Annotated in this window: 28 protein-coding genes; 17 read left to right on the top strand and 11 right to left on the bottom strand. The window is 62.8% G+C overall.

The window, feature by feature from the left end; genetic code table 11:
- The first annotated feature begins 65 nt into the window (after positions 1-65).
- The gene (locus tag X751_RS155940) at positions 66-1,601 is read left to right on the top strand and encodes an MFS transporter (RefSeq protein WP_023744264.1); all 1,536 of its coding nucleotides are present in this window, start codon (positions 66-68) and stop codon (positions 1,599-1,601) included.
- Between the two features lie 10 nt (positions 1,602-1,611).
- On the opposite strand, the gene X751_RS155945 is transcribed toward X751_RS155940, so the two are convergent.
- The 3 genes from X751_RS155945 to X751_RS155955 all read right to left on the bottom strand — a co-directional run bounded on the left by X751_RS155945 (position 1,612) and on the right by X751_RS155955 (position 3,883).
- Entirely contained in the window at positions 1,612-1,926 is a 315-nt protein-coding gene (locus X751_RS155945) for a nuclear transport factor 2 family protein (protein WP_031192978.1), read from the bottom strand.
- The gene (locus X751_RS155950) at positions 1,926-2,711 is read right to left on the bottom strand and encodes an esterase family protein (RefSeq protein WP_023744263.1); all 786 of its coding nucleotides are present in this window, start codon (positions 2,709-2,711) and stop codon (positions 1,926-1,928) included. Before X751_RS155950 ends, X751_RS155945 begins: the two co-directional genes overlap by 1 nt.
- Positions 2,712-2,716: 5 nt before the next feature.
- The gene (locus X751_RS155955) at positions 2,717-3,883 is read right to left on the bottom strand and encodes an ATP-grasp domain-containing protein (RefSeq protein WP_023711108.1); all 1,167 of its coding nucleotides are present in this window, start codon (positions 3,881-3,883) and stop codon (positions 2,717-2,719) included.
- 482 nt (positions 3,884-4,365) lie between these two features.
- Between X751_RS155955 and leuA the strand changes: the two genes are divergently transcribed.
- From leuA to X751_RS155975, 4 genes are all read left to right on the top strand, one after another.
- Positions 4,366-6,042, top strand: a complete 1,677-nt coding sequence (gene leuA, locus X751_RS155960; protein WP_023744262.1) for a 2-isopropylmalate synthase — start codon at positions 4,366-4,368, stop codon at positions 6,040-6,042.
- Positions 6,043-6,235: 193 nt separating this feature from the next.
- Positions 6,236-8,005: a hypothetical protein gene (locus X751_RS155965; protein ID WP_023669961.1), complete on the top strand. Its 1,770-nt coding sequence runs from the start codon at positions 6,236-6,238 to the stop codon at positions 8,003-8,005.
- 103 nt (positions 8,006-8,108) lie between these two features.
- Entirely contained in the window at positions 8,109-8,912 is an 804-nt protein-coding gene (locus X751_RS155970) for an alpha/beta fold hydrolase (RefSeq protein WP_023744261.1), read from the top strand.
- Positions 8,913-8,996: 84 nt separating this feature from the next.
- The gene (locus X751_RS155975; protein WP_023683637.1) at positions 8,997-9,614 is read left to right on the top strand and encodes a hypothetical protein; all 618 of its coding nucleotides are present in this window, start codon (positions 8,997-8,999) and stop codon (positions 9,612-9,614) included.
- On the opposite strand, the gene X751_RS155980 is transcribed toward X751_RS155975, so the two are convergent.
- A complete protein-coding gene (locus X751_RS155980) occupies positions 9,615-10,541 on the bottom strand; it encodes a metallophosphoesterase (protein WP_023744260.1) in 927 nt (308 codons plus the stop codon). It abuts the gene before it with no gap.
- Between the two features lie 71 nt (positions 10,542-10,612).
- Between X751_RS155980 and X751_RS155985 the strand changes: the two genes are divergently transcribed.
- On the top strand, positions 10,613-11,113 hold the full coding sequence (locus X751_RS155985) for an NUDIX domain-containing protein (RefSeq protein WP_031197573.1): 501 nt from the start codon (positions 10,613-10,615) through the stop codon (positions 11,111-11,113).
- 16 nt (positions 11,114-11,129) lie between these two features.
- Here the strand turns inward: X751_RS155985 and X751_RS155990 are convergent, their stop codons facing one another.
- Positions 11,130-12,116 carry a glutathione S-transferase family protein gene (locus X751_RS155990; protein ID WP_023744259.1) on the bottom strand — a complete coding sequence of 329 codons (987 nt, stop codon included), beginning with the start codon at positions 12,114-12,116 and terminating at the stop codon, positions 11,130-11,132.
- A gap of 271 nt (positions 12,117-12,387) precedes the next feature.
- Between X751_RS155990 and X751_RS155995 the strand changes: the two genes are divergently transcribed.
- From X751_RS155995 to X751_RS156020, 6 genes are all read left to right on the top strand, one after another.
- Complete coding sequence (locus X751_RS155995; RefSeq protein WP_023686191.1) at positions 12,388-12,924, top strand: N-acetyltransferase; 537 nt, start codon at positions 12,388-12,390, stop codon at positions 12,922-12,924.
- 106 nt (positions 12,925-13,030) lie between these two features.
- Positions 13,031-13,792: a 3-hydroxyacyl-CoA dehydrogenase gene (locus X751_RS156000; protein WP_023691639.1), complete on the top strand. Its 762-nt coding sequence runs from the start codon at positions 13,031-13,033 to the stop codon at positions 13,790-13,792.
- Between the two features lie 6 nt (positions 13,793-13,798).
- On the top strand, positions 13,799-14,965 hold the full coding sequence (locus X751_RS156005; protein WP_023744258.1) for a CaiB/BaiF CoA-transferase family protein: 1,167 nt from the start codon (positions 13,799-13,801) through the stop codon (positions 14,963-14,965).
- Between the two features lie 35 nt (positions 14,966-15,000).
- Positions 15,001-15,771, top strand: a complete 771-nt coding sequence (locus X751_RS156010) for a HugZ family protein (protein WP_023744257.1) — start codon at positions 15,001-15,003, stop codon at positions 15,769-15,771.
- A 153-nt stretch (positions 15,772-15,924) separates the two neighbouring features.
- Complete coding sequence (locus X751_RS156015; RefSeq protein WP_023669951.1) at positions 15,925-16,263, top strand: metalloregulator ArsR/SmtB family transcription factor; 339 nt, start codon at positions 15,925-15,927, stop codon at positions 16,261-16,263.
- Positions 16,264-16,334: 71 nt separating this feature from the next.
- Complete coding sequence (locus X751_RS156020; RefSeq protein WP_023683629.1) at positions 16,335-17,129, top strand: RNA methyltransferase; 795 nt, start codon at positions 16,335-16,337, stop codon at positions 17,127-17,129.
- 38 nt (positions 17,130-17,167) lie between these two features.
- On the opposite strand, the gene X751_RS156025 is transcribed toward X751_RS156020, so the two are convergent.
- Both X751_RS156025 and X751_RS156030 read right to left on the bottom strand, forming a co-directional pair.
- A complete protein-coding gene (locus X751_RS156025) occupies positions 17,168-18,328 on the bottom strand; it encodes a hypothetical protein (protein ID WP_023744256.1) in 1,161 nt (386 codons plus the stop codon).
- Between the two features lie 155 nt (positions 18,329-18,483).
- On the bottom strand, positions 18,484-19,020 hold the full coding sequence (locus tag X751_RS156030) for an EipA family protein (protein WP_245259859.1): 537 nt from the start codon (positions 19,018-19,020) through the stop codon (positions 18,484-18,486).
- Positions 19,021-19,410: 390 nt separating this feature from the next.
- On the opposite strand from X751_RS156030, the gene X751_RS156035 reads away from it, so the two are divergent.
- Positions 19,411-20,040: a histidine phosphotransferase family protein gene (locus tag X751_RS156035; RefSeq protein ID WP_023669947.1), complete on the top strand. Its 630-nt coding sequence runs from the start codon at positions 19,411-19,413 to the stop codon at positions 20,038-20,040.
- Between the two features lie 243 nt (positions 20,041-20,283).
- Positions 20,284-20,652: a response regulator gene (locus tag X751_RS156040; RefSeq protein ID WP_023669946.1), complete on the top strand. Its 369-nt coding sequence runs from the start codon at positions 20,284-20,286 to the stop codon at positions 20,650-20,652.
- An 85-nt stretch (positions 20,653-20,737) separates the two neighbouring features.
- On the opposite strand, the gene ctrA is transcribed toward X751_RS156040, so the two are convergent.
- Positions 20,738-21,433 carry a cell cycle two-component system response regulator CtrA gene (gene ctrA, locus X751_RS156045; protein ID WP_006203583.1) on the bottom strand — a complete coding sequence of 232 codons (696 nt, stop codon included), beginning with the start codon at positions 21,431-21,433 and terminating at the stop codon, positions 20,738-20,740.
- A gap of 449 nt (positions 21,434-21,882) precedes the next feature.
- Between ctrA and X751_RS156050 the strand changes: the two genes are divergently transcribed.
- Positions 21,883-22,260 carry a flagellar export protein FliJ gene (locus X751_RS156050; RefSeq protein WP_023669945.1) on the top strand — a complete coding sequence of 126 codons (378 nt, stop codon included), beginning with the start codon at positions 21,883-21,885 and terminating at the stop codon, positions 22,258-22,260.
- Between the two features lie 101 nt (positions 22,261-22,361).
- Here the strand turns inward: X751_RS156050 and X751_RS156055 are convergent, their stop codons facing one another.
- Positions 22,362-22,763 (bottom strand): helix-turn-helix domain-containing protein, encoded by a 402-nt coding sequence (locus X751_RS156055; protein WP_023725005.1) that lies wholly within the window; start codon positions 22,761-22,763, stop codon positions 22,362-22,364.
- Positions 22,764-22,855: 92 nt separating this feature from the next.
- Between X751_RS156055 and X751_RS156060 the strand changes: the two genes are divergently transcribed.
- On the top strand, positions 22,856-23,785 hold the full coding sequence (locus X751_RS156060; RefSeq protein WP_023744255.1) for an NADP-dependent oxidoreductase: 930 nt from the start codon (positions 22,856-22,858) through the stop codon (positions 23,783-23,785).
- A gap of 67 nt (positions 23,786-23,852) precedes the next feature.
- Here X751_RS156060 and X751_RS156065 read toward each other — a convergent pair whose 3' ends face one another.
- Entirely contained in the window at positions 23,853-24,128 is a 276-nt protein-coding gene (locus X751_RS156065) for a DUF1153 domain-containing protein (RefSeq protein ID WP_013529904.1), read from the bottom strand.
- Between the two features lie 257 nt (positions 24,129-24,385).
- On the opposite strand from X751_RS156065, the gene mnmA reads away from it, so the two are divergent.
- Positions 24,386-25,576 carry a tRNA 2-thiouridine(34) synthase MnmA gene (gene mnmA / locus X751_RS156070; protein WP_023683624.1) on the top strand — a complete coding sequence of 397 codons (1,191 nt, stop codon included), beginning with the start codon at positions 24,386-24,388 and terminating at the stop codon, positions 25,574-25,576.
- Positions 25,577-25,640: 64 nt separating this feature from the next.
- On the opposite strand, the gene X751_RS156075 is transcribed toward mnmA, so the two are convergent.
- The gene (locus X751_RS156075; RefSeq protein WP_023683623.1) at positions 25,641-26,600 is read right to left on the bottom strand and encodes a Gfo/Idh/MocA family oxidoreductase; all 960 of its coding nucleotides are present in this window, start codon (positions 26,598-26,600) and stop codon (positions 25,641-25,643) included.
- Positions 26,601-26,815 lie beyond the last annotated feature (215 nt).

Below are 26,815 nucleotides of genomic sequence, written 5' to 3'. Positions count from 1 at the left end.
TCCCGTTACGACCGGCGCAGCAAGCTTGCGGCAGGCCGGCGGATCCTGGTTCAGATAGGAAATCCATGACCTCGAAGACCACAAACGGCGCGGTCGCGCCATGGCTTGTCCTGTTGTCGGTATGCCTTGCCGCCATGACAATGCCCTTGACCTTCACCGGCCCGGCCGTCGCGCTTTCCCGCATTGCGGCCGACCTCGGCGGCAGCCCGATCGCGCTCAACTGGGTGACCAACGCCTTCATGCTGACCTTCGCCGCCACCTTGATGGCATCAGGCGCGCTGGCCGACAATCATGGCCGCAAGCGGCTCTTCCTTGTTGGCCTCGCCACCTATGTGCTGGCATCGCTGGGATCGATGTTTGCCCCTGATATCGTCTGGTTCGATGTGCTCAGGGCTGCGCAAGGGCTCGGCAGTGCCGCCGCCTTTGCCGGCGGCGCCTCCGCTCTTGCCCAGGAATTCGATGGGCCATTGCGGCTGCGCGCCTTCTCCTTCCTCGGCACCAGTTTCGGCATCGGCCTCGCTTTTGGGCCGATCGCGTCGGGCCTGCTCATAGATGCTTTCGGCTGGCGATCGATCTTCGTCTTGGTGGCAGTGCTCGCGATTGCAGCCGCTTTGCTCGGCCTGCGCACCATCAGGGAATCGCGCGATCCGGATTCGACCGGCCTCGACTGGGCGGGAGCCGGCACCTTTACGATCGCGCTGGCATCGCTGACCTACGGCGTGCTGCAAGCGCCGCAGAGCGGCTGGACCGATCCCCTGGTGATCGGGCTTCTCGTGGCGGCCGCCCTTTGCTTTGCCGCTTTCGTCGTCGTCGAGCGGCGCGTGCGCCGGCCGATGCTCGATCTCTCGCTGTTCCGCTTTCCCCGCTTCGTCGGCGTCCAGTTCCTGGCGGCCGCTCCCGCCTATGGCTTCGTCGTCCTGCTGGTGCTGTTGCCTATCCGCTTCATCGGCATCGAGGGGATGAGCGAGATCAAGGCGGGGCAGTTGATGATCTGCCTGTCGGGACCGCTGTTGATCCTGCCACTGCTCGCCGGACAGGTAGCGCGCTGGATCGCTCCGGCAACGATCTGCGGTGTCGGCCTGCTTGTGGCCGCCGACGGCCTTGTCTGGCTGAGCCTGACACCGCCTGTCGTCGCAGCGCTGGTGGCGCCGCTGATCCTCATCGGCGTCGGCATCGCCTTGCCCTGGGGGCTGATGGACGGACTTGCCGTCGGCGTCGTGCCGAAAGAGCGTGCCGGCATGGCGGTCGGCATCTTCAACACCACCCGCGTCGCTTGCGAAGGCGTGGCGCTGGCGATCGTCATGGCAGTCCTGTCGGGTGTCACGGCAGCCCAACTGGCGGCTCAGGGAACGGCGTCTTCCCTGGATGCAACCGCCGCCGCGCAGCTGCTGGTGACCGGCAACATCGGCGAAGCGGCAGCCCGCTTGCCGGGTGCCGGAGCCACGGTCCTGGTCCAGGCCTATGAGATCGCGTTCGACAGGCTGCTGATCGTGCTGGCGGCAATCACCATCGTCACCGCCCTTGTCGTCTTTCTCGGCTTGCGCCGTGGATCGGCGGTGGAACACGAGACCATTGCTCTGCCGGTTTGCCAGGAAGGGTAGCTGAGCCGCGTCAGGAGATGACGAGGCTCGCTATGCGGTGGCCGTCCAGCACGAAGGTCATGTCACCCTCGCCGTTGAAGCCATTGCCTTTCACGGCAATGCGGACGCGGTAGCTGCCCTCGACCTCGGCGATGCGGACAATGCGAAGATTGGACTTCACGCCGATATTGTCCGACTGGTTCCAGCGCGCGATCTGCTGGCGGCCTTGGAAGGACCGCCCCCAGTCGGTCAGGGACGCGTCGGCTGTGAACGTGTGGAGAACGGCTTCGCTATCACCCGCATTGGTGGCCTCGATAAAGCGGCGGATAGGTTCGGGTGTGGTCATCAATCGAGCCGGTGCATCAGATCATCATCCAGCCAGCGGCCGAAGAAATAGACCAGCTGCTTGTGCCACCATGGCCAGTCATGACTGACATCGCCGCCCCAATAGTCGACCCAGGCGGGAATGGATTTGTCGCGCAGGATCTGTTCCAGCCTGCGGGTCTCGACCAGCATCCGCTCTTCCCAGGCGCCCTGCCCGCAGCAGAAGATCATCCTCAGCGACTTCAGCCGGGCAAGCAGTTTTGGGTCTACGATGCCGGGCAGATAGTCGAGCGGCGAATTGTAGAAAATGTCGCCTTCCAGCACCTTGCCGAAGAAGTCGCCCGCCGAATAGACGCCCGACAGCGCGATGACGCCGCTGGCGAGTTCGGGAAAGCGAAAGACGAAGTTCGAGGAATGATAACCGCCCATCGAACAGCCGGTGAACAGCGGCTTTAATTTGCGCCCGCCATTGGCTTGCTCGGCGGTCGCCAGAAACTCCGGCAGCGCCTCCTCGNCCTCCTCGCGCACATATCGGAAATAAGCCTCGTGGCGACCGATACGGTGGGCGGCGCCGGCATGCTTGTTGAAGAACGATTCCGAATCGACGCCGTCGACCGCGAACAGCTGGATGCGGCCGGTATCGATGAATTCGGCCAGCGCTCCAACCCCTCCGGAATCCTCGAACTGGTAGAACCGCCCCTGCGACGTCGGGAACACCACCACCGGCCGGCCGGCATGGCCGTAGCGCTTGTATTCCATGTCGCGGCCGAGATTGCCGGAGAAACCCTTGTGATAAGAGATGTCCATCGCGTCTAAGCCTTTTCCGCGTGGATGTAGGCGACAGCCGCGCGCAGTGCTGCTTCGTCCTTCGAGCGCATCTGGTAGGCGTAATTTCCCATAGCGCGGCTGAAAACCTTTTCTATCGGCTGATGATGGACGATCTTGTCGCGATGCGCGGCTAGCACGTCCTCATGGCTGTGCAAATAGTGGAGGTGCTGCTTGCGGCTGGCATAAGCGGTGAAATACTTGCCCTCATAAGGACCACCGGCGGCATCCTTCACCACCATGTCCGCCCAGGCCGCGTAGACGTCGATGTCGAACGTGTAGTTGATCGCATCGGTCATCCAGGCGCCGGGCGGCCGCATGTTGACCTCAAGCGCGATGACGCGGTCGTCCTTGGTTTCGAACAGCTCGATGTGGAAGAAGCGCTCGCGCACGTCGAACGCCTTGAGGATCTTGCGGCCGGCCTCTTCGATCGCCGGTCGGACCTTGGGAAAGCAGGTGTAGCTCATGTGGCGATCCTTGTTGACCACTTCCATGATGCTCTGGTCGTAGCGGTGGCTGGCCGCCAGCACCACCTCGCCGTCACGGTTGACCAGCCCATCGAAGGTCACCACCAGCCCCTCGATGAATTGCTCCATGACGAAGGTCACGTCCTCGGGCTTGTCTCTGAAGAACTGGTCAAGCTCCCTGGCGTTGGAAATCTTGAAGGTGTTCGAGGCGCCGGACCCGGAATCGGGCTTCACCACCACGGGATAGCCGACGCGGCGGATGAAGGTCATGGCGCCGGCCCGGTCGGAGCATTTGCGCTGGGCGATGGTGTCGACGCCGCTCTTGCGGAAGAATGCACGCATGCGGCTCTTGCGCTTCAAATTCTTCACGAAATCGAGCTTGGTGCCGTAGATGTTGAAGTCGGTGCGGATGTTGGCTTCCAGCTCCAGCCAATGCTCGTTGAGTGACTCGAAGCGCTCGATCCGGCCCCATTTGTGGATGAAATGACCCATGGCCCGGAACACCGGATCGTAGTCCTCCATGTCGGCGATGCGGTAATATTCCGACAGGGCCACCTTCAGCTTCCCGTCCAGCGCCTCATAAGGCGCATCGCCAATGCCCAGCACCGTAGCGCCGGCCTTTTTCAGCCGGTCGCAGAAATCGGCGCCGTTGGCGGGAAAATGCGGCGAGAAGAAAACAAAATTCACGGATGATCCCTCCGACGGCGAAGCATTGCGGCCTCGGCCACACGCAAGTCTGGCGCATTTGCCGCGCATGGGGAAGAGTGCTCGCGAGTGGTGGAATGGCAGCCCACTTGCCTGTCCATGGCGGCTCCTGTATGAACCCCGCCATGAACACGCGCGTCTCCTCCGTCGCTTCCCGTCCGACCGGCTTTGCCGGCGAGACCGTGCGCGCGCTGGCATCGACCCTGCTTCTTCTCGGCCTTATCGGCGATCGCCGGGTTCGCTGAAGGAGCGCCCGGCGGTCGAACCGCCGCTTACGCGCACGCTCCTTGGCCAGTTCAGAAATTGGCAATTCACATCAAGCGAACGAAAATCTGATAAGGCGCTGCTCGCCCTGGAATCCGTCCGAAGACCGATCCGCGAGCCGCCGGGAGAACAAGACGATGAACGCACGAGAAGACATCCGCGCCGGCGAAGCCGAAAGCGTAAAACGCGCGGCCGGCCACATGCCGGGCGCGGCCCGAAAATACCAGCCCTACCCGACGGTCGGTCTCACCGACCGCACCTGGCCCAACAAGGTCATCGACAAGGCACCGATCTGGTGTTCGGTCGATTTGCGCGACGGCAACCAGGCGCTGATCGATCCGATGGGTCATGAGCGCAAGGCGCGCATGTTCGCCCTGTTGCTCGACATGGGCTTCAAGGAGATCGAGATCGGTTTCCCCTCGGCCTCGCAGACCGATTTCGATTTCGCCCGCTGGTGCATCGAGGAAGGCAATGTGCCGGCTGATGTTTCGCTACAGGTGCTGGTGCAGTGCCGTCCCGAACTCATCACCCGCACCTTCGAATCTCTGAAGGGCGCCACCAACCCGATCGTGCATTTCTACAATTCGACCAGCGAGTTGCAGCGTCGCGTCGTCTTCGAGAAGGATGTCGGCGGTATCAAGCGCATCGCCACCGACGCGGCCAAGATGATCACCGACATGGCGGCCAAGGCCGGCGGCGGTTATCGCTTCGAATATTCGCCGGAGAGCTTTACCGGCACCGAACTCGACGTGGCGCTGGAGATCTGCAACGCCGTCACCGAGATCGTCAGGCCGACGCCCGACAACAAGCTGATCATCAACCTGCCCTCGACGGTCGAGATGTCGACGCCCAACATCTACGCCGACCGTATCGAGTGGATGTGCCGTAACCTCGACAACCGTGAAAACTTGTTGATCTCGCTGCATCCCCACAATGACCGCGGCACCGGCATCGCCACCACCGAGCTCGGCCTGATGGCGGGTGCGGACCGCGTCGAAGGCACGCTGTTCGGCAATGGCGAGCGCACCGGCAATGTCGACATCGTGACGCTGGCGCTCAACATGTACACGCAAGGCGTCGATCCCCATCTGGATTGCTCGGACATCAACCGGATGAAGGACGTCTACGAATATTCCAACCAGCTGAAGATATCCGAACGCCATCCTTATGTCGGTGAACTGGTCTACACCGCCTTTTCCGGCTCGCACCAGGACGCCATCAACAAGGGCATGAAGGCCTTGAAGAAGGCCAACACGCCGGTCTGGGAAGTGCCCTATCTGCCGATCGATCCGGCCGATGTCGGGCGCAGCTACGAGGCGATCATCCGCATCAACTCACAGTCAGGCAAAGGCGGCATCGCCTATGTACTGCAGGCCGATTACGGCCTCAATCTGCCGCGCAACCTGCAGATCGAGTTCAGCCAGGAGATCCAGGCGATCACCGACGCCGAAGGCAAGGAAGTGCCGGCAAAACGCATCCATGACCGCTTTATCGAAACCTATGTCGACCAGCCCGGCGCACGACTGAAGTTCCTCGACCATCACACCTATCCCGATACCGAGAAAAAGGGCCGGCGCGTGGTCGAGGCGGTGATCCTCGACAACGGCAAGGAGACGACCATCGCCGGCTCCGGCACCGGCCCGATCGACGGCTTCGTCGATGCGCTGTCGCGTCATGTTGGCGTCGACATGTCGGTGCTTGATTATTCCGAACATTCGCTCCAGCGCGGCTCGAACGCCTCGGCGATTTCCTATGTCGAGATGGAATATCCCGGCGGCAAGCTGTTCGGCGCCGGCATCAACACCAACATCGTCGCCGCCTCGCTGGAAGCCGTTGTTTCGGCCGCCAACCGGATAATCGGCCGCAAGGCCGGCTGATATTTTCCCGGGCGCCGAATGTCCGCGGCGCCCGGAAATCCCCCATTTGCCGAGGGAAATTCCGGTCTTTTGTGTCAACCACCGGCAACTATCCGGTGTGTTACGCGATCGCATAACATAAGCATGCTTGTATGGAAGTGCAGGCTCTATATGATTGCGCCTCAACCTGTGCCGACTTCGAGAGGATCGACACTTGCAGCATGCCACGCCTGCCGCCCCCGCAGTGCGCGAGACACTGGAGCGACTGCTCGCCAGCGAAACGTTCGGACGTTCCGAGCGCGCGCGCAAGTTGCTGCGCTATCTTGTTGAGCGCGAGCAGGCCGGCGAAGCCGACAGGCTCAAGGGTTTCTCCATCGCCATGGACGTCTTCGGCAAGGACGGCGATTTCGATTCGTCGACCGACGCCGTTGTCCGGGTGCAGGCAGGCCGGCTGCGCGAACTTCTCCAGCATTATTTCGCCAATGAAGGCATAGCCGAACCGGTTCGCATTGCCATTCCGCGCGGCGGCTACGTGCCGTCCTATGAGCTCAACGCCATACGCCTGCCGGTTGGGCAGGAGCCGCTTGCGGCGGCGGTAGCCGCCTTGCCCGGATCGCCCGACCAGGCGGCTCTTGACGCCGTTCCCGCTGCCGCGACAGCTTCGGGGGTTACAGAACCTGGGCCTTCGCTGGCGCGCCATCTCCAGTTCTTCTGGGTCGCCATGACGCTGGTCATTCTCATGCTGGGCGTGCTCATCCTGCGCCAGGGCAGCGGCGCATTGCTTGCCAGCAGCGATCCTACCGCGGTGGTCGAGACCGCGGGCGTAACGAGCAGCATCGCATCGCCGTCGATGGAGGCCCTGCCCCTCGTCTACATCGCGGTGAAGGCCACCGGCCCCGAGGCCGGCCGCGTCGCCGCTTCGCTGCGCGCCGGCCTTGCCGGTTTCGACACGATCGACTTCATCGGCCGCGACGCCGACAGCAAGCGCGATCCGAGCACCGACCCGACCAGCTTCGTTTTCGATGTCCTGCCGGGACCAATGGCAGGTGACGTGACGCTCGAACTGCAGAGCGTGGCGACCGGCCGCGTGCTTTTGTCCCGCAGTCTGACGGCCGCCGACAGCGCACCTGGCACCGTCGAGGATCGTATCGCCGCCATCCTCAGCTCGACCGTTCCCGCCTCCGGCCCGCTCTACAGCTACATCGAACAGAACGGCATTCAGACCGGGCTGACGAGCTGCCTGATCCTCAACGACAGATACTATCTCGACCAGAGCACCAGGACGCACGAGGCCGCCTATCGCTGCCTGGACAACCTCGCCGGCCAGGGTGCGAAATCGTCGTTGGTCTATTCGGAACTGGCCTCCCTGACCCTTGAGGCCGCCACCGATCATTACGCCTATCCGCCTGGCGCGACGGTCGAACAAGCAATGTCCTTCGCCCATCGCGCCATCCAGATGGGACCGACCAGCCCCTATGCGCACCGCGCCTATGGCTACCTCAATTCGCGCCTCGGCAACACCGAGGAATCGATCCGCTGGATGCGCAAGGCCTATGAGCTCAACCCCTACGACCTCGGCATGGCTGCCGCTTACGGCTATGGCCTGATCTTTGCCGGCAAATATGCCGAGGGAACACCCATCCTGACCCATGCCGTCGAGACGTTCAGCGGCCATCCGACATGGTGGGATTTTGGGCTTTTCGCCGGGCAATTCATGCTGGGCGACATGAACAAGGCCGCGATAGCCAGCGAGTCGCTGCGCACGACGGCGATGAAATCGCATTATCTGGCGGCGCGGCTGATCGGCGCCAAGGCTGCCGGCCGCGAACAGCTGGCAGCCAAGCTTCTGGATGAGCTGACCACCAAATTCCCGAAATTCGCCGCCGATCCGCGCGCGGCCTTCGCTGAGCGCAAATATCCCGCCGATCTGACCGACCGGCTGGTTGAGGCGCTGCGCGCCGCGGGCCTCGGCAACGCCAGCTAGTCTTTCCGGATCGCGAAAACTTTACTGGCCATCGGTCTGGACTGGGAGCAATCCAGCCTCGATTCGAATTTCCTCTCCAGTCTTGCAATAATCCCACATTTTCATGGTCTCATCCCTCTATGTTGCCGAGCGGGGCGCCGGGCCGAACACGGTCGTCCTGCTGCATGGCTTCGGTGGTTGCCATGATATCTGGCGCGAGGTGACCGCGTCGCTAGGGCCCGATGTCAGGACCTTGGCCTACGATATTCCGGGACACGGACTGTCTCTCGAATTTCCTGGCAGCGGCCCGGCCAAAACAGCGGCGCGAGCGGTTCTCGCCGATATCGCCGCACGCGGGATAGCAAGGGTGCATGTCGCCGGTCATTCGATGGGCGGCGCGGTCGCCTCCCTGATGGCGCTTGCCGAGCCTGAAAGGATAGGCTCGCTGACGCTTCTGGCGCCGGGCGGTGTTGGCCCCGAGATCAACGGACCGCTGTTGCGCCGCTACGCCGCGGCCGCCGACAGACGGGAAATCCGCGCCTGCCTTGCCGCCATGTCGGGACCGCGAAGCCCGCCGCCCGAACGCATCGTTGGCGTCCTGGCGGACCTACGCCGTCGCCCCGGCCAGTTGCGCAAGCTGATTGAGATATCGGCCGTCATGACCAGGAACGAGCGGCAGGGGGTCATACCCCGCGAACAGCTGGACACCCTCGACATGCCGGTGATGGTGGTTTGGGGAACGGACGATCCGGTGCTGCCCTTTACCCAGGCTGATTGTCTGCCGGCGCATTTTCATATTCATCACGTGCTCGATGCCGGCCATATGCTGGTCGAGGAAGTGCCTGATGTGGTCGCCCAGGCCGTGCGCCGAAACATGGCACGCCGCGGCAGGCGCCTGCGTCCGACATTCGAGGCCGCGGCGAGCTAACTTACTTGCGCCCCGCATCTCGCCAGTGCATTTTGCCGCCGCCTGTGTTAACTCGCAATTAACCATATCAGCGAGGCGACGCCGATGAAGGACACTGGCGAAAACATCACCCCCATCGACACCTCCCGCAAACTGTCCGACGCCGTTCGCGATGTGAAAAATGCCTTCGCCGATCGCGACGATGTCGTGGTCGACATGCGCGAGGCGCACCGGATGCGGCTTGATCTGCTCGCGGCCGAGCTCGCCCCGGTCTTTGCCGACGTGCCCGCCGACATGGACAATTTCGACTTCGTCGTCTCCTCCGGCCTGCAGCCCCGCCTGTGGATCGACGCCGTCAGCCATGTCGCCATGGGGCGCGACCGCCGCACCTACCGCTTTCTCAGGGATACCCGCATCGGCCGCGTCGTGCTCGCCGAATCGACCGATATGAAACCGGTCGCCGATCAGGTCACGCGCTATGTGGCGGAGCGTATCGTCGAGCGCCAGCGCATGATGGAGGGCGGTGTCGAGCCGGCCGTCGCCGACCTGAAACGCGCCGCCGTGCCGGAAGCTGAGCCGCCCTTGCAAGCAGCCGTGCCCCGCAAGGGCTGGTCGACGTTCCTTTCCGGTCTCGGCTTGGTCGCCGCCGGCGCGCTTGTTGGCCTGGCGGTGGCGGCCGCCCTGTTTTGGGATCGCCTGATGGCGATGAAGATCAGCTTCTGATCAACGATCTGGAGGCCTCGGTGTCTGCGCGCCGAGTTCAATGACCTGCAGGTCCGATGGCGGCAAGGCCGGCCCGGTCAGGCCGCGCCGCGTCAGGCGAATCAGCCAATTGCCCTTCTCCCCGTCAATATCGAGCAGATTGTACTGTGCCGCCGGGTTCTTGCTGCCTGGCGACTGCCCGGCGGCGGCGACGCCGACGACCGGAATCCTGGCGCCGCGCCCGCCGATGAAGAACAGCGACGGCAGATGCGAATGGCCGTGCAGCACGAGTTCGGCGCCATGCCTATGAAGGGTCTTGTGGAAGCGGGAGATGCCGAACAGGCGCTTTTGCTGGGCGACGGCGCCGCGCACCGGCGGATGATGGATCATGATCACCCGCAACAGGCCGCGTTTGTTCGTTGCGTCGAGCACTGTCGCCAGCCTTTGCGCCTGACCTTCGAGGAAGAAGCCGTTGGCCATGAACGGCGCCGTGGCGCGCGCCGTCGAAACGCCGATCAGCGCGACATTGCCGCGTACGCGCAGATAGGGAAAAGCGTTGCGGTCGATCGGCGCAGTCACGCCGTCGCCGCTCATCCACGCCGCCCAGGAGCGGCAGACCTTGTCGAAGGCGCCCGGCACATAGGCGTCGTGGTTGCCCGGCACCACCGAGACATCCTCCGGCGAACCCAGCGTCTCAAGCCAGTGCTTGGCCATCTCGATCTCGCCGTCGAGCGCCAGATTGACCAGATCGCCGGTAACGGTGAGGTGGTCGGGTGTGCTCGCCTTCATGTCGGCGACGATGGTGTCGATGACGGCATCGTGCATATGGCGGCGGCGGTTGCGCTGCCAGTTGACGTAGCCGACGACGCGCTTGGACGCGAGTTCGCGATAGGTTACACCGGGAAGCGGCCCCAGATGGACATCGGAAATATGCGCGAGCCTGAACATCCTTCCTTCATAGGCGACGCGCTCCCCGCTTTCCACTCACTGTTTCCTGCCCATCCACGGTTTCGCTAGTCATGGCTATATCGGACCCGGAGCAGGCGTTTCGCCAGACCGGCTGGGCAGGCCTCAGGGCAAGGCTGTTCCATCTCTATTTCCTGCTGCGGCGGCCGATGACGCTGGGCGTGCGCGGCCTGATCCACGATCGCGCCTCGAACACCGTCTTCCTCATCCGCCACACCTATGTCCCCGGCTGGCAATTGCCGGGCGGCGGCGTCGAGGTCGGCGAAACGCTTGGCGAAGCGCTGGCGCGGGAACTGGCCGAGGAAGGCAATATCGCGCTCACCGCCCCGCCGGTGCTGAAGTCGATGCATTTCAACCGCCGCTCCAGCCGCCGCGACCATGTCGGCCTCTATCTCATCGAAACCTTCAACCAGACCGCGCCGAAACTGCCGGACCACGAGATCGCCGAAGCAGGCTTCTTTCCGCTCGACCGCTTGCCGCATGGCACGACGCCGGCGACGCTGCGGCGGCTTGCCGAGGTTTTTGAAGGCCAGCCGGTATCGCCGTACTGGTAGGCTGTCAATCCGATGCTCACGCCGCCTGCCTGAACCGCGCCCGGTCGTGCGGCGCGCCATAGTCGAGCCCAGGCCCGACCGGCACGATGCGCGTCGGGTTGATGCTCTCGTGGCTGCCGTAATAGTGCATTTTGATGTGGTGCAGGTTCACCGTGCCGGCGATACCGGGCACCTGGTAGAGGTCGCGCAGATAGTTCGAAAGGTTCGGATAGTCGGCGATGCGGCGCAGATTGCATTTGAAATGGCCGACATAGACCGGGTCGAAACGCACCAGCGTGGTGAACAGCCGCCAATCGGCCTCGGTGACACGCTCGCCAGTGAGATAGCGCCGTTTTGACAGTCGGCCCTCCAGCGTGTCGAGCGCCGCGAACAGCTCGCCGAACGCCTCTTCATAGGCCGCTTGCGTGGTGGCAAAGCCGGCGCGGTAGACGCCGTTGTTGACGGCTGGAAAGACCAGCGCATTGACCTTGTCGATCTCACCGCGCAGGCCTGGCGGATAGAAATCGAGAGCGGCATCGCCCCACTCGTCGAAGGCCGAATTGAGCATGCGGATGATTTCGGCGGATTCGTTGGAGACGATGGTCTCTTCCTTCTTGTCCCACAGCACCGGCACCGAAACCCGGCCCGAATAGGCTGGATCGGCCTTGGTGTAGATCTGATGCAGGAAGTCGAGGCCGTAGAGCGTGTCGCCGGTGGCGCCATCCTCGGCCAAAAACGTCCAGCCCTCAGCACCGAGGAAATGATGCACGACTGAAACCGGGATGATGTCTTCTAGCTTCTTCAGCGCGCGAAAGATCAGCGTGCGGTGCGCCCACGGACAGGCGAGCGAGACATAAAGATGGTAGCGTCCGGGCTCGGCCTTGAAGCCGCGCGTACGACCTTGCGCCGGCGCGCCGTCGCGCGTGATCCAGTCACGCCACTGCGTCTCGGCGCGGATGAACCTGCCGCTGCTATCGACATTGGCCGGACGGTCCTGCCATTTGCCTTCGACCAGCAATCCCATACGAAATCTCCTTGCGTGCCTTGGCCAATGTAGTCGCAAGGCGGCAATGTCGAAGCCGTCATCTGCTGAACAGAGCGTCACTCGTATGAAACGCCGGATGAAAACAGCCGATTGCAGCCGCCGGAAATTGATGCTAGCGGACACTCCGCATGTTCGATCTTGGCTTGATCCGGTTTGACCGACGACGAAAGGGCGCCCGCGCTTAGAAAGCGCTGACTGGCGAACGCTGCCGCTTGCAGCAACCTTTCCTCTTTATCGGACCGCGAAGACCATGAGCCTTGCCGACGTGAAATACCTGCCGGAAACTCCGGCGCATGATCCCGAAATCGAAGCCATCAACGACGAAGCCTTTGGCCCCGGCCGTTTCGTGCTGGCCGCCTACAAGATTCGCGAGACCGGCGGCCACGAGCGCTCGCTATCCTTTGTCGCCATGGATGGCGACATCGTCGTTGCTTCGGTGCGCATGACCCGCATCGCCGCCGGCGCCGGACGCGCGCTGATGCTCGGGCCGCTCGCCGTGCGGCCCGCCTTCAAGAATCTCGGTATCGGCCGCCGGCTCGTGGCGATCGCGCTGGAGGCGGCCGCCAAGGCCGGCGCGCCGGCGGTGATCCTTGTCGGCGACGAGCCTTATTACGGCCCGCTCGGCTTCAGAAAGATCCCCCGCGGCCAGATCTCCATGCCGCGCCCGGTCGACCTCGACCGGCTGCTGTCGCACGAGATCGTGCCCGGTGCCGTGGCGCGGCTCTCCGGCGAGGTCGGCCATGCCAGCCTTGCCAGGATCGCGGAGCAGGCACCAGTGATGGCCTGAGCTCCAGGATCGGTCGCGGCACCGGTCGCGATGGATCCCCATTGGTCAGGTTGCACCATGGCGGCGACCTCCGTAGCATGACCCGGAGCAGCACGGAGCATGCAGCATGAACCCGAACGGCCAGATTGCGATCGTAACCGGCGGCGGCTCCGGCCTCGGCGAGGCAACCGCCCGCGCGCTGGCCGACAAGGGCGCGCGCGTCGCCATTTTCGATATCGGCATCGACCGGGCATCGAAGGTGGCGGGCGACATTGGCGGCGCCGCCATCCAGTGCGATGTGAGCAGCGCCGACAGCGGTGCGGCCGCGCTCGCCGAGGTGGAAAAGAGACTTGGGCCAGCGCGCATCCTGGTCAATTGCGCGGGCATTGCCATCGGCTTGAAGACCATCGGCAAGGATGGTCCACATCCGCTCGACCAGTACCGCAAGGTGATTGAGATCAATTTGATCGGCACCTTCAACATGATCCGCCTCGTTGCCGACCGTGCCGCCAAACTCGAACCGCTGCAGGGCGGCGAGCGCGGCGTCATCGTCAACACCGCGTCGGTGGCCGCTTATGATGGCCAGATCGGCCAGGCCGCCTATGCCGCATCCAAGGGCGGCGTCGTCGGCATGACGCTGCCGGTTGCCCGCGACCTGGCGCGCTCCGGCATTCGCGTCTGCACCATCGCGCCCGGCATCTTCAAGACGCCAATGATGGCCGGCATGCCGCAGGAGGTGCAGGATTCGCTCGGCGCGGCCGTGCCCTTCCCGTCCCGCCTCGGCGAGCCGTCCGAATATGCCGCGCTCGCCCTGCATATCGTCGAAAACCAGATGCTGAACGGCGAAACCATACGCCTCGATGGGGCAATCCGCATGGCGCCGAAATAGACGGCCGTGGCGGCCGGCGCAGTGAAGACCGGTCCGCTGGCCGGCCTGAAAGTCATCGAGATGGCTGGGCTCGGCCCGGTGCCTCTGGCCGGGCTGATGCTGTCGGAGATGGGCGCCGAGGTGCTGCGCATCGAGCGCACCGGTTCGGACCAACCCCTGCTGCCCCTCTCCGATGCGTACAATCTCGACCGTCACGGCCGCTCCATCCTGCGCGTCGACCTCAAGCAGGCCAAAGGAACGGAACTCCTGCTGCGCCTTGCCGCAAAGGCCGATCTGTTTGTCGAAGGCTTTCGCCCCGGTGTGATGGAGCGGCTTGGTCTCGGCCCGGATGCTGCATTGGCGCGCAATCCGGCGCTGATTTACGGCCGCATGACCGGCTTCGGCCAGGACGGGCCGCTCGCAGGTCGTGCCGGCCACGACATCACCTACCTCGCCTATTCGGGTGTGTTGCATGCCATCGGCCGGGAGGAAGGTCGGCCGGTGCCGCCGCTGAATCTGATCGCCGACAATGGCGGCGGCGCCATGATGCTGATCGCCGGGGTGCTTGCAGCGCTGTTCGAGCGCTCGCGCTCCGGCAAAGGCCAGGTGATCGACGCGGCGATGGTCGAGGGCGCTTCGATGCTGGCGGCCCCCATACACGCCTTCATGTCGGCAGGTCTGTGGAGCGACCGGCGCGGCGCCAACCTGCTCGATTCCGGTGCCCCCTTCTACGACACCTATGAGACGGCGGACGCACGCCACGTTGCGGTCGGCTGCCTTGAGCCGCGCTTCTTCGCCGCATTCGCAAGGCTGCTGCCGCTCGGCGAGGATTTTGTCCGCGGCCAATACGACAAGGCGTTGTGGCCGGACATGCGCGCGGCCATTGCCGACCGGTTCCGGCAGAAGACACGCGACGACTGGGACGCGCTGTTTGCCGCAAGCGATGCCTGCGTGGCGCCGGTTCTGTCGCTGGCCGAAGCCAGGGATCATCCGCACAGCCGGGCGCGTCACGCATTTGTGAAGGCCGGTGCGCTCGAGCGCCCCGCGCCCGCGCCACGCTTCTCGGCCTCGCAGCCGGCGCTTGCCGGCATGTCTGAAGATGACGATCAGCTAACCCAGACTGTGCTGGCGCGCTTCGGCTTTTCGACAGCCGAGATCAAAGCGCTTGTCAAAGCCGGCATGATTGGCCAGTAACTGGATTTAGAAAATCAACTTACCTGGTGAGCATTTTGGACCAGCCGAAGAAGGACGTCATTCGCGCGACGGACGCCGAGGCGATCAGGCTGGCCGCAACGCTGATCCGCAGCGCCCGTTTCGGCGCCCTCGCGGTGATCGAGCCGTCGACCGGCGCACCGCTGGCCTCCAGGGTCGGAGTCGCCACCGACATCGATGGCACGCCTCTGATCCTTGTCTCGGCGCTGTCAGCCCATACCGGCGCCATCCTTGCCGAGCCGCGCTGCTCGCTGCTTGTCGGCGAACCCGGCAAGGGCGATCCGCTGGCGCATCCCAGGATAACGCTGGTCTGCCGGGCGCAGCCGCTGGAACGCGGGTCGAGCGCGCATGCCCGCGCCGAGCGGCGCTATCTCAACCGCAATCCCAAGGCAAAGCTCTATGCCGGGCTCGGCGATTTCTCGATCTTTCGCCTCGAGCCGGAGCGCGCCAGCCTGAATGGCGGCTTCGGCAAGGCCTACCTGCTCGACCGGGCCGATCTCATCACCGAGGGGCCGATCGTCGACGAGCTGGCCGCCAGCGAACAATCCGCTCTCGACCACATGAATGCCGACCATCTCGACGCCATCGCCGTCTATGCCCATCATTTCGCCAGGGTTGAAGGTGATGGTTGGACCATCACCGGCTTCGATGCCGATGGCATGGACCTGGCATCGGGCGACACCGTTTGCAGGGTCAATTTTCCGCAGCCATTGAAGACCGCGCGCGACCTGCGGCCGGTTCTGGTCGACCTGGCCAAAGCCGGTCGTGCGCCAGCTACGCAAGGATAATCGTCATGAATCAAAAGCACGTCTTGAGATTTGGGCGAAATGATCTACGATTCAGGCGACGCTGAATCAGCAGCGTGATCCATAGCTGAATTATAGCAGCCAACGCTATTTGCCCCCATAGCGTTTGGATGAGCAGGAAAACATGGGGCATCGATGGTCTCGACCAAACTAATCGCCAATGCCGAATCGGCGGCGACATTTCTGACCCTTATGGGCAACGAAAAGCGGCTCTTGATCATGAGCTATCTGGCCGACGGTGAAATGTCGGTCGGCGCCATCGCCGAAAAGGTGATGCTCAGCCAGTCCGCTTTGTCGCAACATCTGGCCAAGCTCAGGGCGCTCGATCTTGTCGAGACCCGCCGCGACCGGCAGATGATCTACTATTCCTGCAAGTCCGAAGCCGTGCGCGAACTGTTGCGCATGCTGGACGGCATTTTCGGGATAGGCGACTTGTCCCAAATGGCAACGCGTCTGCGCCGCGCCGGGACTTGACCTGCGGGGCTTGACTGGCGGCTCCGATCGCTTCTTACCTCGCTGACGATTTTTCGCCGGCCGAGGTATTGATGGATCCGATCCAGATCGACGACGCGCGCGATCCGCGGGTCGCCGCCTATCTCGACATCCGCGAGCGCGATCTCACCGGCCGCCATGGCCGGTTCGTTGCCGAAGGCAAGGTGGTGCTGGACGTCCTGCTGTCAGCCGGACGCTTTGCTGCGGAGTCGGTCCTGGTCCTCGAAAACCGGCTGGCCGGGCTCGACGACATCCTGCGCAAGGCCCCTGCCGACCTGCCGGTCTACGTTGCGGCAAGCGCCGTCATGGACAGGATCGCCGGCTTCCACATGCATCGCGGTATATTGGCGATCGGCAGCAAGGGCACGCCACAGCCCGCCGAGGCCTTGCTCGACACCTTGCCTGCCGAAGCGTTGATCGTCGTTCTCATCGGCATCGCCAACCATGACAATATCGGATCGATCTTCCGCAATGCCGCCGCCTTCGGCGCCGATGCCGTCTTCGTCGACGCCACCTGTTGCGACCCACTGTATCGCAAGGCGATCCGCGTCTCCGTCGGCGCCGCGTTGAAGGTGCCCTTTGCGTCCTTCGGCGACACTGAAGCTTTCATCGCGAAGCTCGGCGAGTTGGGCTTCGGCCAGGTCGCTTTGTCGCCGCGTGGTGAGGCTGACATTCGCGATGCCGCGCGACCGAAACGACTGGCGCTCTATCTCGGTACCGAAGGCGAGGGCCTCCCGGAGAGCCTGCTTGCCCGCCTGCGGACGGTGCGGATCGCGATGTCGGAAGGGTTCGACAGCCTGAATGTTGCTGCCGCGTCAGCCATTGCGCTGCACCATTTTTCGCCCTGATAGGCGTAGTCAGGTAATTCCAAGCCGGGGCTTGAAACTCAGCTCGGCAAATCTGCCTTCTGCAACGCCCGGACGCGATCGGCGAGGCTGGTGGTTCCTGACCGCGTTTCCTGCGGCGCCGCCAGCGCCTTGGCGATCGGTGAATCAGGTCCTTCGAGCTTGGCCGTCAAATGGACGACCTCAGCCGCCAGATTGTTCATCTGTTCGCGCAAGGCAGAACCGGCATCATTGCCATTGCCGGGGCCATTCCCGGGCTTCGCGGATCCAGAACCGCCAAGCTCCGCCTTCATCCGCTTGTTTTCGCGGGCCAGCGTCGTCAGCCTGGCTTCGAGCCGCTCTCGGTCGCCTTCGAGCTTGGCGAGCGTCTTGTCCATGTCCTCGTTCCTGGCGCGGGCACTGTCTTGCGCACCAACCAGGCCAGCAGCCGCGGCGCCTCCCGCAGCCTCGCCCTTCACCCGTTCGCGAAGCCGGGCCAGTTCCTTTTCGCGGCGATCGAGCTTGTCCTCGCGATCGGCAAGCGTGGCGAGCAGGCGCTCGAGCTTTCTGTCGAGGTCGGCGGTTCTTTTCTTTTCGGCCTTCAAGGCATCGCGCGTGGCCTTGGCCTCGGTGACGACTTCCTGATGGCGCCTGTCGGCCTCCTTGCGCTGGCCGCGCAGCACTGAAATGTCGTTGGCAAGTTTTTCCAGCTCGGATTCGCGAGCCACCAGTTCGATCTGACGATTGCTGGAGGAGAAGGACGCGTCGTCGTACATATGCTCGAGCTTTTCCAGCTCGAGCGCGCGCTTTTCCATCGTGCGCTCTGTTTGTGCAAGCCTGTCAGACAGCTGTTGTATCTGCTGCTCGCGATGCAGGAGCAATTCGTTTTTTTCCCCGAGCTCCGAAAGCGCCTGCTTCTTGTCCTTGCGCTCGACCGCCAGGCCCTTCAGCGCCTCGCGGCAGCGATTGAGTTCGACGAGTTGCTCATTCGCCTGCTCACGCAGCGTCTTGATGCTGATTTCGAGCCGGCGCGTCGTCATGGCGAACTCGGCCCGCAAGCTGTCCTTGTCGGCCTGGATCTCGGCCAGCGTTCGCGGCACCGACGCCTCGACACGCTTGCGTGTCAGCACAACCGCCCGCCGCCAGATGGCCGGCGCGACCAGCAGCGCCAGAAAGCCTGCGCACAGAAAGCCGAGGGCGAAGAACAGGATCGACTGAACCAAGGTGACTACCCGTTACGGGCGGGCCGCTATCCGGCAACCGCCAAGTCTGGACTTTGCCATGTTCGCATGACGCAAATCCAGCGCTGCGGCAAGGGTTTGCCGCAGCTGCACCGGGTCAGAATCTGTTGATCGGGTCGAAGTGTGGTCGGAATCGCTCAGAAGGGATTCCAGGTCGGCCTCTGCGTCAGCTTCAGATAGCCGAGATTGACGCCAAGCCGCGCGCCGACGCCGGTGCGGATCGGCACCAGCAGCACCCTGTTGTTCTGCAGCACGTTGAAGCCGACGCCGGCCACGACATAGGCCGAACCGGCAACGCCGCCGAACCGATTGTAGAGATTGCTGACGTCGTCGAGGTTATAGACGAGCATCATCACCCGCGATCCCTCGCCGCCGAAATCCCAGCCGAGCGAAGGCCCTTGCCAGAACACCTTATGGTCGCCGGCATTCTTGGTGTAGAGCGTACCTTCGCCATAGGTAAGGCCGCCGATCAGCGCGCCGGAGCCCTCTTCGCCGAGCAGATAGCCATTGGGCAGGCCGTAGGAGGCAAAAATCTTCTCGACGACGGTGGCGAGACCGCCCGACGTCGCGCCGAAGAACTTGTGACCGGAATCGACGATCTCCTGAGCGGTGTATTCCTGTGCCCGCGACGCAGAGGTTGAGAAAGCGAGAGCGCCCATGAGGGCAATCGCCATGAAGAAGACGCGGACAAACGTCCGGTCGTAGAATCGGGAAACCATGCTTCCAATCTCCGTCAGGGAGCACTTTCGCCGACGCCTCGCACCCCGTCCGGCTCTTTAGGCGGCCGTTAAGGATGACTGTTACGGGCAAACTATGCCGTAATCCTTTTTCAACCATTAACCTCCCACATGAACATGGCGGTTCGAAGGCTGTTTCTGACTGTCTGCGCGGGCTCCCATCCTGTGCAAAGATGCCGTTTTTTCTCACGAGAATTGTGGATTGTTGCTGCACGCTCGGGCGCTGTGTATTCAGAATGCCTGGGGAGAGAGCGTGATTCGGGTGGTGAGCGTGGCAGTCGGTCGCGCGGCCACCAGGATGTGAATTTTAGCAGGGATTTTTCGCCGATGGCTGAGCTTTTCTCTCTCTCCGCACCCGATCTCGCAGCCTTGTTGTGCAGCCGAGTCTGCCACGACATCATTTCGCCGGTCGGCGCCATCAACAACGGCCTTGAACTCCTGGACGAGGGCGGCGCCGACGAAGACGCCATGAAACTGATCCGGCAGAGCGCCAGAAACGCTTCGGCCCGCCTGCAATTCGCTCGCATCGCCTTCGGCGCCGCCGGTTCGGCCGGCATGATGATCGACACCGGCGATGCCGAGTCCGTCGCCATCGCCTTCCTGAAGAACGAGAAGCCGGAATTGATCTGGAACGGGGTTCGCGCCCTGCTGCCCAAGAACAAGGTCAAGTTGCTGCTCAATTTGCTGCTCGTCGCCAATGCTGCCATCCCGCGCGGCGGCAGATTGGTGGTCACGCTGGAAAACCTCGACACCGAGCCGCGCTTTGCGCTTGCCGCAAGCGGCCCGATGCTGCGCGTGCCGCCGAAATTCCTCGAACTCCATTCCGGCAACAAGCCCGAGGAGCCTATCGACGCCCATACCGTCCAGCCCTACTACACGCTGCTGCTGGCGCGTGAGGCCAACATGACGATCTCGATTCACGCGACCGCCGAAGAGATCGTGCTGTCCGCGGCCTGAGCGAAGCCGTTCGGCAGGACGCCGAGCATCAAGAACAATCAAGTATCTTTTCCCGCTGATATTTGCGGCAATTCAGAACAGGCAAGTTTCATCGCCGGCAACGCCCCTGCAGAATGGGGCTGCAAACGACATGTTTGTAAAAACTTTACCTAACGGCTTTTCTGCTTCTTTACCAGATTGGCCTAGTGTGCATCCCGATACCCGGATGCCGCCGGTTCGCACCATGGCAAAGAGGACCCGGAAATGAAGCGCTGCATGTTTGTCGACGATTCGAGCGTCATCAGAAAGGTTGCAAAACGGATTCTTGGCGGCTCCGACATGGTGGTGATCGAAGCGGCAACTGGACTTGATGCTGTCGAGATGTGCGCTGCCGAGATGCCTGATGTGATTGTCGTCGACGGCGCCCTGCCGGACATGCAAGCGGTCGACGTCATTCGCCAGGTTCGCGCCATGGAGAGCACGATCAAACCGCAGATTCTGATCTCACTGGTCGAGGTCGATGTTGCCTCGATCATGAAGGCAAAGCGCGCCGGCGCCCAGGGTTATCTGTTGAAGCCGTTCAACCGGCCGCAACTGCTCGAACGTTTTCGTACCTTGAAGGTTGCCGCCTGACTCGGCACGTCCTCGGCCAAGAAGGACAGCAAAAAACCCGGCCTGAGCCGGGTTTTCTCATTAAATTCAATCGGATGGTGTTCGCTCAGGCGCTGACGCGGATGTCTTCCGGCTCGCGCAGCACATAGCCGCGACCCCAGACCGTCTCGATGTAGTTCTGCCCACCGGATGCTGCGTCGAGCTTCTTGCGCAGCTTGCAAATGAAGACGTCGATGATCTTCAGTTCCGGTTCGTCCATGCCGCCATAAAGGTGGTTGAGGAACATTTCCTTGGTCAGCGTGGTGCCCTTGCGCAGCGAGAGCAACTCCAGCATCTGGTATTCCTTGCCGGTCAGATGCACGCGCTGGCCGCCGACTTCGACGGTCTTGGCGTCGAGATTGACCACCAGGTCGCCGGTGGTGATGACCGACTGGGCATGGCCCTTGGAACGGCGCACGATGGCATGAATGCGGGCGACCAGTTCGTCCTTGTGGAACGGCTTGGTCATATAGTCGTCGGCGCCGAAGCCCAGGCCGCGCACCTTGTCCTCTATACCGGCCATGCCGGACAGGATCAGGATCGGCGTCTTCACCTTGGACAGGCGAAGTGTCCGCAAGACTTCGTAGCCGGACATATCGGGAAGGTTGAGGTCGAGAAGAATGATATCGTAATCATAAAGTTTACCGAGATCGACACCTTCTTCGCCGAGGTCGGTCGTGTAAACATTAAAACTTTCAGATTTGAGCATCAGCTCGATGCTCTGAGCGGTTGCACTGTCGTCTTCTATCAGCAGAACGCGCATTTCATTCCCCTTTTCTGCCGCCGGACCATGTCACGACCCATCCGGGACCGGAGCAGTGATTGCCTGAACAGAGGCTGCCATCGAATGGTTAACAAAACCTAATTCCGCACCAAGGACGGTACCAGATTTTTTAACCCCTTTCTACACCCTCTTGAATCTAATGATGAATCACAGAACCAAATCGCTAATGCTACACATTAATAAGTCGGACTAAGTGACTCAAGGGACTCGCTGGCCGGCTTCCGTATCGGGAGCCGGAATTTTTACCCGGCCTTAAGTCCTCGCCCTTATGATTAACAATGCGCGTAAACGAATGGTTACCGCCGGCAAAAAACTTTAGGGATTTGTTTCCCATAGTTCGGGGAATGCCGGTGGATACGGGCGGCGCCAGGCCCTGGCGGGCGGATTGGACGATATGTGCAGGTGTGCGTTTCCGGGAGTACCGAATCATGAAGTCACGTGAAAACCTCGTTCGGCTGAAGCAATTTCAGGTGAATGAGAAGCGGCGGCAGCTGCTGCAGCTCGACATGATGATCGCCGAGTTCGAGCGCATGGCCGTTGAACTGGAGCTTCAGATCACCGCCGAGGAGAAGAAGGCCGGCATCACCGACATCAATCATTTTGCCTATCCGACCTTCGCCAAGGCGGCGCGTCTGCGCCGTGATAACCTCAGAAACTCTCAAAGCGACCTCGCCCAGCAGCGAAGCGCTGCCGAATCATTACTCGGCGAAGCTGAAGCGGAGCTTTCCAAGGCCGAGATGCTGGAATCGCGCGACACCAAGATCCGCGACGCGGAACTCGGCGGTCGCAGCGCCATGATCGGCTGACGGCAGGGTTTGAGCCCGACCGGCGCCGCCTGACGCCGATCTTCTTGCTCCGGACCAAAAGGCTCCAGCGCTGCTGACTTGGCCGCAAGGCGGCCGCAGCCTCAGGCCCGTGCCAAATCCCCGTCCTGGTTCGCCGCCGCCCTCGCCCGCGCTTGCTTGATGTCAGGCACATGCTCTTCCGACCAGGAGCGTATCTGGGTGAGCAGCCCCGCCAAGTTCTGGCCAAGTTCGGTCAATTCATATTCGACCCGCGGCGGGATCACCGGAAAGATTTCGCGCCGCACCAGCCCGTCGCGCTCGAGGACGCGCAGGGTCTGCGTCAGCATTTTGGGTGTGATGCCGTCGAGCTTACGCGCCAGTTCCCCATTGCGCATCCGGCCACGGCGCAGCGCACAAACCGTCAGATAGACCCATTTGCTGGCCAGCATCTCGAGCACGGCGTGCGAAGGACACGTCCGCTGGAAGGCGTCATAGCCGGAGCCGCAATCATTATCACTATCCATGAGGTGCCTATATATGGAAAAGGTACATACTGGACAAGGGAATGTTACTATCGAAATGATAGTGGCTCAGAAAACCCCAGCAGGAGCCTCCCATGCGTGCCGTTGTCCAGAATTCAGTCGGCGGACCCGACGTCCTCGTCATCGCCGATCGCCCCGCGCCCTCGCCCAAGTCAGGCGAAGTGTTCGTGCGCGTGCATGCCGCCGGCATCAATCCGGTCGATGGCTCGGTGCGCGCCGGTTACTATCCTTTGCTGGGCGAACCGCCCTTCACTTTGGGCTGGGATATTTCAGGCACGGTCGAGGCGGTGGGCCCAGGCGTCGATGGAGGCCTCAAGGTCGGTGACGCCGTGTTCGGCATGCCGCGTTTTCCCAAGCAGGCCGCGGCCTATGCGGAACTCGCTGTCGCCCCGGCCGATGAAATCGCACCTAAACCGCAAGGCATTGACCACAATCATGCCGGCGCGCTGCCGCTGGCCGGTCTGACCGCCTGGCAAGGCCTTGTCCGCCATGGCGGCCTGAAGCGCGGCCAGCGCGTGTTGATCCATGCCGCGGCAGGCGGCGTCGGGCATCTGGCGGTGCAGATCGCCAAGGCGCGCGGCGCTTATGTCATCGCCACCGCCAGCCCGAAGAAACTCGATTTCGCCCGCTCGCTCGGCGCCGATGAAGTGATCGACTACATCAAGGGAGATTTCACCGCCGAGGTCAGCGACGTCGACCTGGTGCTGGAGCCGATGGGCGGCGACCATGCCGACCAATCGCTGACAGTCCTGAAGGACGGTGGCGCCTTGGTGTCGCTGCTCAATGTCCACGACACCACCCGAGCCAAGGCTGCTGCGCGTGGGATCCGCGTCGAGCGCATGTCCGTCGTGCCCGACCGTGAAGGCCTCGTCGAACTTGGCAAACTGGTCGATGCGGGAAAGCTTGCGGTCCATGTGGCAAAGAGCTTTCCGCTCGAACAGGCGAGCGCCGCGCACGCTTTTCTCGCCACCAGGCCGATCGGCAAGGTGGTGCTGACGGTCTGAAGCAGCAGGCATTACCGACAGGCAAAAGGGCGCGGTTACCGCGCCCTTTTCTATTGTGGTCCTGGCTCTAGTGCCGGTATTGCTGGATGCGCGTCGTGCGCAGCCCGGCAAGGCCGTATTCGTCGATCGACGCTTGCCAGGACAGGAATTCCTCGGTGGTCAGCTTGTAGCGCTGGCATGCCTCGTCGAGGCTCAAAAGCCCGCCGCGCACCGCAGCAACCACTTCCGCCTTGCGCCGGATAACCCAGCGACGTGTATTCGTCGGCGGAAGATCGGCAATCGTAAGAGGGCTGCCGTCAGGCCCAATAACATATTTGACTCGCGGTCTAACAAGATCGGTCATCGTACTCTCTACTAAAAACTCAAAGACCCAATCCCCACCACATTACCGCCACAGCTTTAAAAATTGCCTAAGCGAACCCTAATGAGTAGGTAAGGATCATGAACGCCGCGTTAGTCTTTTCGTCGGCATTTGAGGCAACGGCGGGCAGGCGCGCAATTTTCCCGCAAAATCGGCACCGCCGCAAAGCTGGCGCCGCTGGTGTGGTTGACCTATATTCGCGCCACTGCCATTGAAGCGCCGCGCAGAACGAAAGAACCATGAACAGCCTCGACCTTCCCGCCAGCCCGCAAAACACCCGCATCGTCGTCGCCATGTCGGGCGGTGTGGATTCGTCCGTCGTTGCCGGCCTTTTGAAGCGCGAAGGCTATGATGTCGTCGGCGTCACGCTGCAGCTCTACGACCATGGCGCCGCAACGCACCGGGCCGGGTCGTGCTGCGCCGGCCAGGACATTGACGATGCCCGCCGCGTTTCCGAGACACTGGGCATTCCGCATTACGTGCTCGACTATGAGGAGCGCTTCCGTAAGGCGGTCATCGACCCGTTTGCCGAAAGCTACGTCGCCGGCGAAACGCCCATTCCGTGCGTCTCTTGCAATCAGACGGTGAAGTTCGCCGACCTTTTGGCCACCGCCAAGGACCTTGGCGCCGATGCGCTCGCCACCGGCCACTATATCCGCTCCGGGGCCAATGGCGCCCACCGCGCGCTATTCCGGCCCGTCGATGCCGACCGCGACCAGAGCTATTTCCTGTTTGCCACCACGCAGGCGCAGATCGACTATCTGCGCTTTCCGCTGGGTGGGCTGTCCAAGCCTGCGGTGCGGGCCATCGCCGAAGAAATGGGGCTGACCGTTGCCGCCAAGCAGGACAGTCAGGACATCTGCTTCGTGCCGCAGGGCAAATATTCCGACATCATCGCCAAGCTGAAGCCAGCTGCCGCCAACCCAGGCGACATCGTCCATATCGACGGCCGCGTGCTCGGTCGCCATGACGGCATCCTGCGCTATACGATCGGCCAGCGCCGCGGCATCGGCATCGCCTCGGGCGAGCCGCTTTACGTCGTCCATCTCGACGCCGACCGGGCCCGTGTCATCGTCGGCCCGCGCGAGGCGCTGGAGACCCACAAGATCTATCTGCGCAACATGAACTGGCTGGGCGATCGCGCGCTGTCCGACATTCCGGCCGCCGGCATGGAGCTGTTCGCCAAGGTCCGCTCGACGCGGCCGCCGCGCCCGGCCGTGCTGCATCACCGCGCCGGCAGCACCTTTGTCGAACTGGTCGACGGCGAGTCCGGCATCGCGCCGGGACAGGCCTGCGTGCTCTATTCCGACGACGGCAACGAAGCCCGCGTTTTCGGCGGCGGCTTCATCGAGCGCTCCGAGCGCGGCGCCGAGGCCGAAGCCATGCTCAGCCGGCTCGCAGCCAGGCCGGCGCAGATTCCCGCAGAGTAAACACTACCCTCTCGGAGACAGTTTTAGTTTCGATCTGCCTTAAGAGCAGAGTTTCGAAACGGTCTCAGGACTTTGTGTGCGTGACTGTACCCGCCGTCAGGATGCGCAGCACCCTGATGGCTTCCTCGCCGCTGGTGCGCGGCTCGGCCCGCGTCTCGATACACTGGATAAAGTGCTCGAGCTCGCGCGTCAGCGGCATCCCCTGGCCGACCGCGACATAGGACGGCTCGTTGGTGGTGAAGGCCCACTGGCCGCTGTCCTGCCACACCGCGTGGCGGTAGACGGCCAGCTTGCGCTCCCAGGGCTCGACATCGTCGAACACCGCCATTGCCTTGGTGCCGACCACGGTCAGCCGCCGCTCGCGATAGGGATTGAGCCGCGAGGTGAAGAGATGGCTGCGCAGCCCGTTGGGAAAACGCATGTGCAGATGCGCGAAATCGCTGAGATTGTCGAGGAGTGCCGCTCCCTCGCCCCTGACCTCGATCGGCTCGGTGCCGGTGATGGCCAGGATCATCGACAAATCGTGCGGCGCCAGATCCCACAGTGCGTCGTTCTCGGTGTGGAATTTGCCGAGGCCGAGCCGGTGCGAGTGGATGTAGCGGACCTCGCCGAGCTCGCCATTGTCGATCAGCGCCTTCAGCGTCTCGAAGGCGGGATGGAAGCGCAAGACATGGCCGACCATGAACACGCGGCCATTGTCCTTGGCCGCCTGCACGGCGCGCTCGGCGTCGGGCACGGTCAACGCAATCGGCTTTTCCACCAGCACGTCCTTGCCGGCCTCAGCGGCGCGCACGGCAAGATCGGCATGGAATTGCGGCGGCAGCGCCATGACGATGGCGTCGATATCGTCACGCACGAACAGCTGGTCGGGCTCGATCGCCAGGCAGTCCTGCTCGCTGGCAAAGCCTTCGGCCCGCGCCCGATTGGCATCGGAAACCGCATGCAGCGCGCCGAGCGCCTTGAGGGTGCGGATGTGGTTGCTGCCCCAGTATCCGCAACCGAGGACTGCAATGCGCGGCTTCATCAGCTTCAAACTCTAATTTCTTGGCCGAGACATAGCGGCGTGCCCCGTCGAACTCAACCCCGGTGGCTTACCGGAGATGCCAGCCCGGCAAAGCTTTTACCGGCGACAATATGCCGGCGCCCCTCGCGCATCGATGCTTGACAGGCTCGCCCTCCCAACCTTATATCCGCGCGACCTGGCGAACGCCTCGAAATGCCTTTCGATTTAAGGCGGAT

It is taken from the genome of Mesorhizobium sp. LNJC394B00 (genome assembly GCF_000502555.1).
GTDB lineage: Bacteria > Pseudomonadota > Alphaproteobacteria > Rhizobiales > Rhizobiaceae > Mesorhizobium.
The sequence above is the reverse complement of the archived record's forward strand: the minus strand, read 5'-3'. Positions and strand labels throughout refer to the sequence as shown.

Excerpts from the sequence above, each read along its gene's own strand:
- X751_RS156055 (WP_023725005.1), bottom strand. The coding sequence starts at position 22,763 with ATGGATAGTGATAATGATTGCGGCTCCGGCTATGACGCCTTCCAGCGG.
- X751_RS156035 (WP_023669947.1), top strand. The coding sequence starts at position 19,411 with ATGGCTGAGCTTTTCTCTCTCTCCGCACCCGATCTCGCAGCCTTGTTG.
- X751_RS155980 (WP_023744260.1), bottom strand. The coding sequence starts at position 10,541 with ATGTTCAGGCTCGCGCATATTTCCGATGTCCATCTGGGGCCGCTTCCC.
- X751_RS156040 (WP_023669946.1), top strand. The coding sequence starts at position 20,284 with ATGAAGCGCTGCATGTTTGTCGACGATTCGAGCGTCATCAGAAAGGTT.
- X751_RS156030 (WP_245259859.1), bottom strand. The coding sequence starts at position 19,020 with ATGGCGATTGCCCTCATGGGCGCTCTCGCTTTCTCAACCTCTGCGTCG.
- mnmA (WP_023683624.1), top strand. The coding sequence starts at position 24,386 with ATGAACAGCCTCGACCTTCCCGCCAGCCCGCAAAACACCCGCATCGTC.
- leuA (WP_023744262.1), top strand. The coding sequence starts at position 4,366 with ATGCCGGGCGCGGCCCGAAAATACCAGCCCTACCCGACGGTCGGTCTC.
- X751_RS156050 (WP_023669945.1), top strand. The coding sequence starts at position 21,883 with ATGAAGTCACGTGAAAACCTCGTTCGGCTGAAGCAATTTCAGGTGAAT.
- X751_RS156075 (WP_023683623.1), bottom strand. The coding sequence starts at position 26,600 with ATGAAGCCGCGCATTGCAGTCCTCGGTTGCGGATACTGGGGCAGCAAC.
- X751_RS155975 (WP_023683637.1), top strand. The coding sequence starts at position 8,997 with ATGAAGGACACTGGCGAAAACATCACCCCCATCGACACCTCCCGCAAA.
- X751_RS155995 (WP_023686191.1), top strand. The coding sequence starts at position 12,388 with ATGAGCCTTGCCGACGTGAAATACCTGCCGGAAACTCCGGCGCATGAT.
- X751_RS155940 (WP_023744264.1), top strand. The coding sequence starts at position 66 with ATGACCTCGAAGACCACAAACGGCGCGGTCGCGCCATGGCTTGTCCTG.
- X751_RS156065 (WP_013529904.1), bottom strand. The coding sequence starts at position 24,128 with ATGACCGATCTTGTTAGACCGCGAGTCAAATATGTTATTGGGCCTGAC.
- X751_RS156015 (WP_023669951.1), top strand. The coding sequence starts at position 15,925 with ATGGTCTCGACCAAACTAATCGCCAATGCCGAATCGGCGGCGACATTT.
- X751_RS155990 (WP_023744259.1), bottom strand. The coding sequence starts at position 12,116 with ATGGGATTGCTGGTCGAAGGCAAATGGCAGGACCGTCCGGCCAATGTC.
- X751_RS156020 (WP_023683629.1), top strand. The coding sequence starts at position 16,335 with ATGGATCCGATCCAGATCGACGACGCGCGCGATCCGCGGGTCGCCGCC.
- X751_RS156000 (WP_023691639.1), top strand. The coding sequence starts at position 13,031 with ATGAACCCGAACGGCCAGATTGCGATCGTAACCGGCGGCGGCTCCGGC.
- ctrA (WP_006203583.1), bottom strand. The coding sequence starts at position 21,433 with ATGCGCGTTCTGCTGATAGAAGACGACAGTGCAACCGCTCAGAGCATC.
- X751_RS155945 (WP_031192978.1), bottom strand. The coding sequence starts at position 1,926 with ATGACCACACCCGAACCTATCCGCCGCTTTATCGAGGCCACCAATGCG.
- X751_RS156060 (WP_023744255.1), top strand. The coding sequence starts at position 22,856 with ATGCGTGCCGTTGTCCAGAATTCAGTCGGCGGACCCGACGTCCTCGTC.
- X751_RS155970 (WP_023744261.1), top strand. The coding sequence starts at position 8,109 with ATGGTCTCATCCCTCTATGTTGCCGAGCGGGGCGCCGGGCCGAACACG.
- X751_RS155985 (WP_031197573.1), top strand. The coding sequence starts at position 10,613 with ATGGCTATATCGGACCCGGAGCAGGCGTTTCGCCAGACCGGCTGGGCA.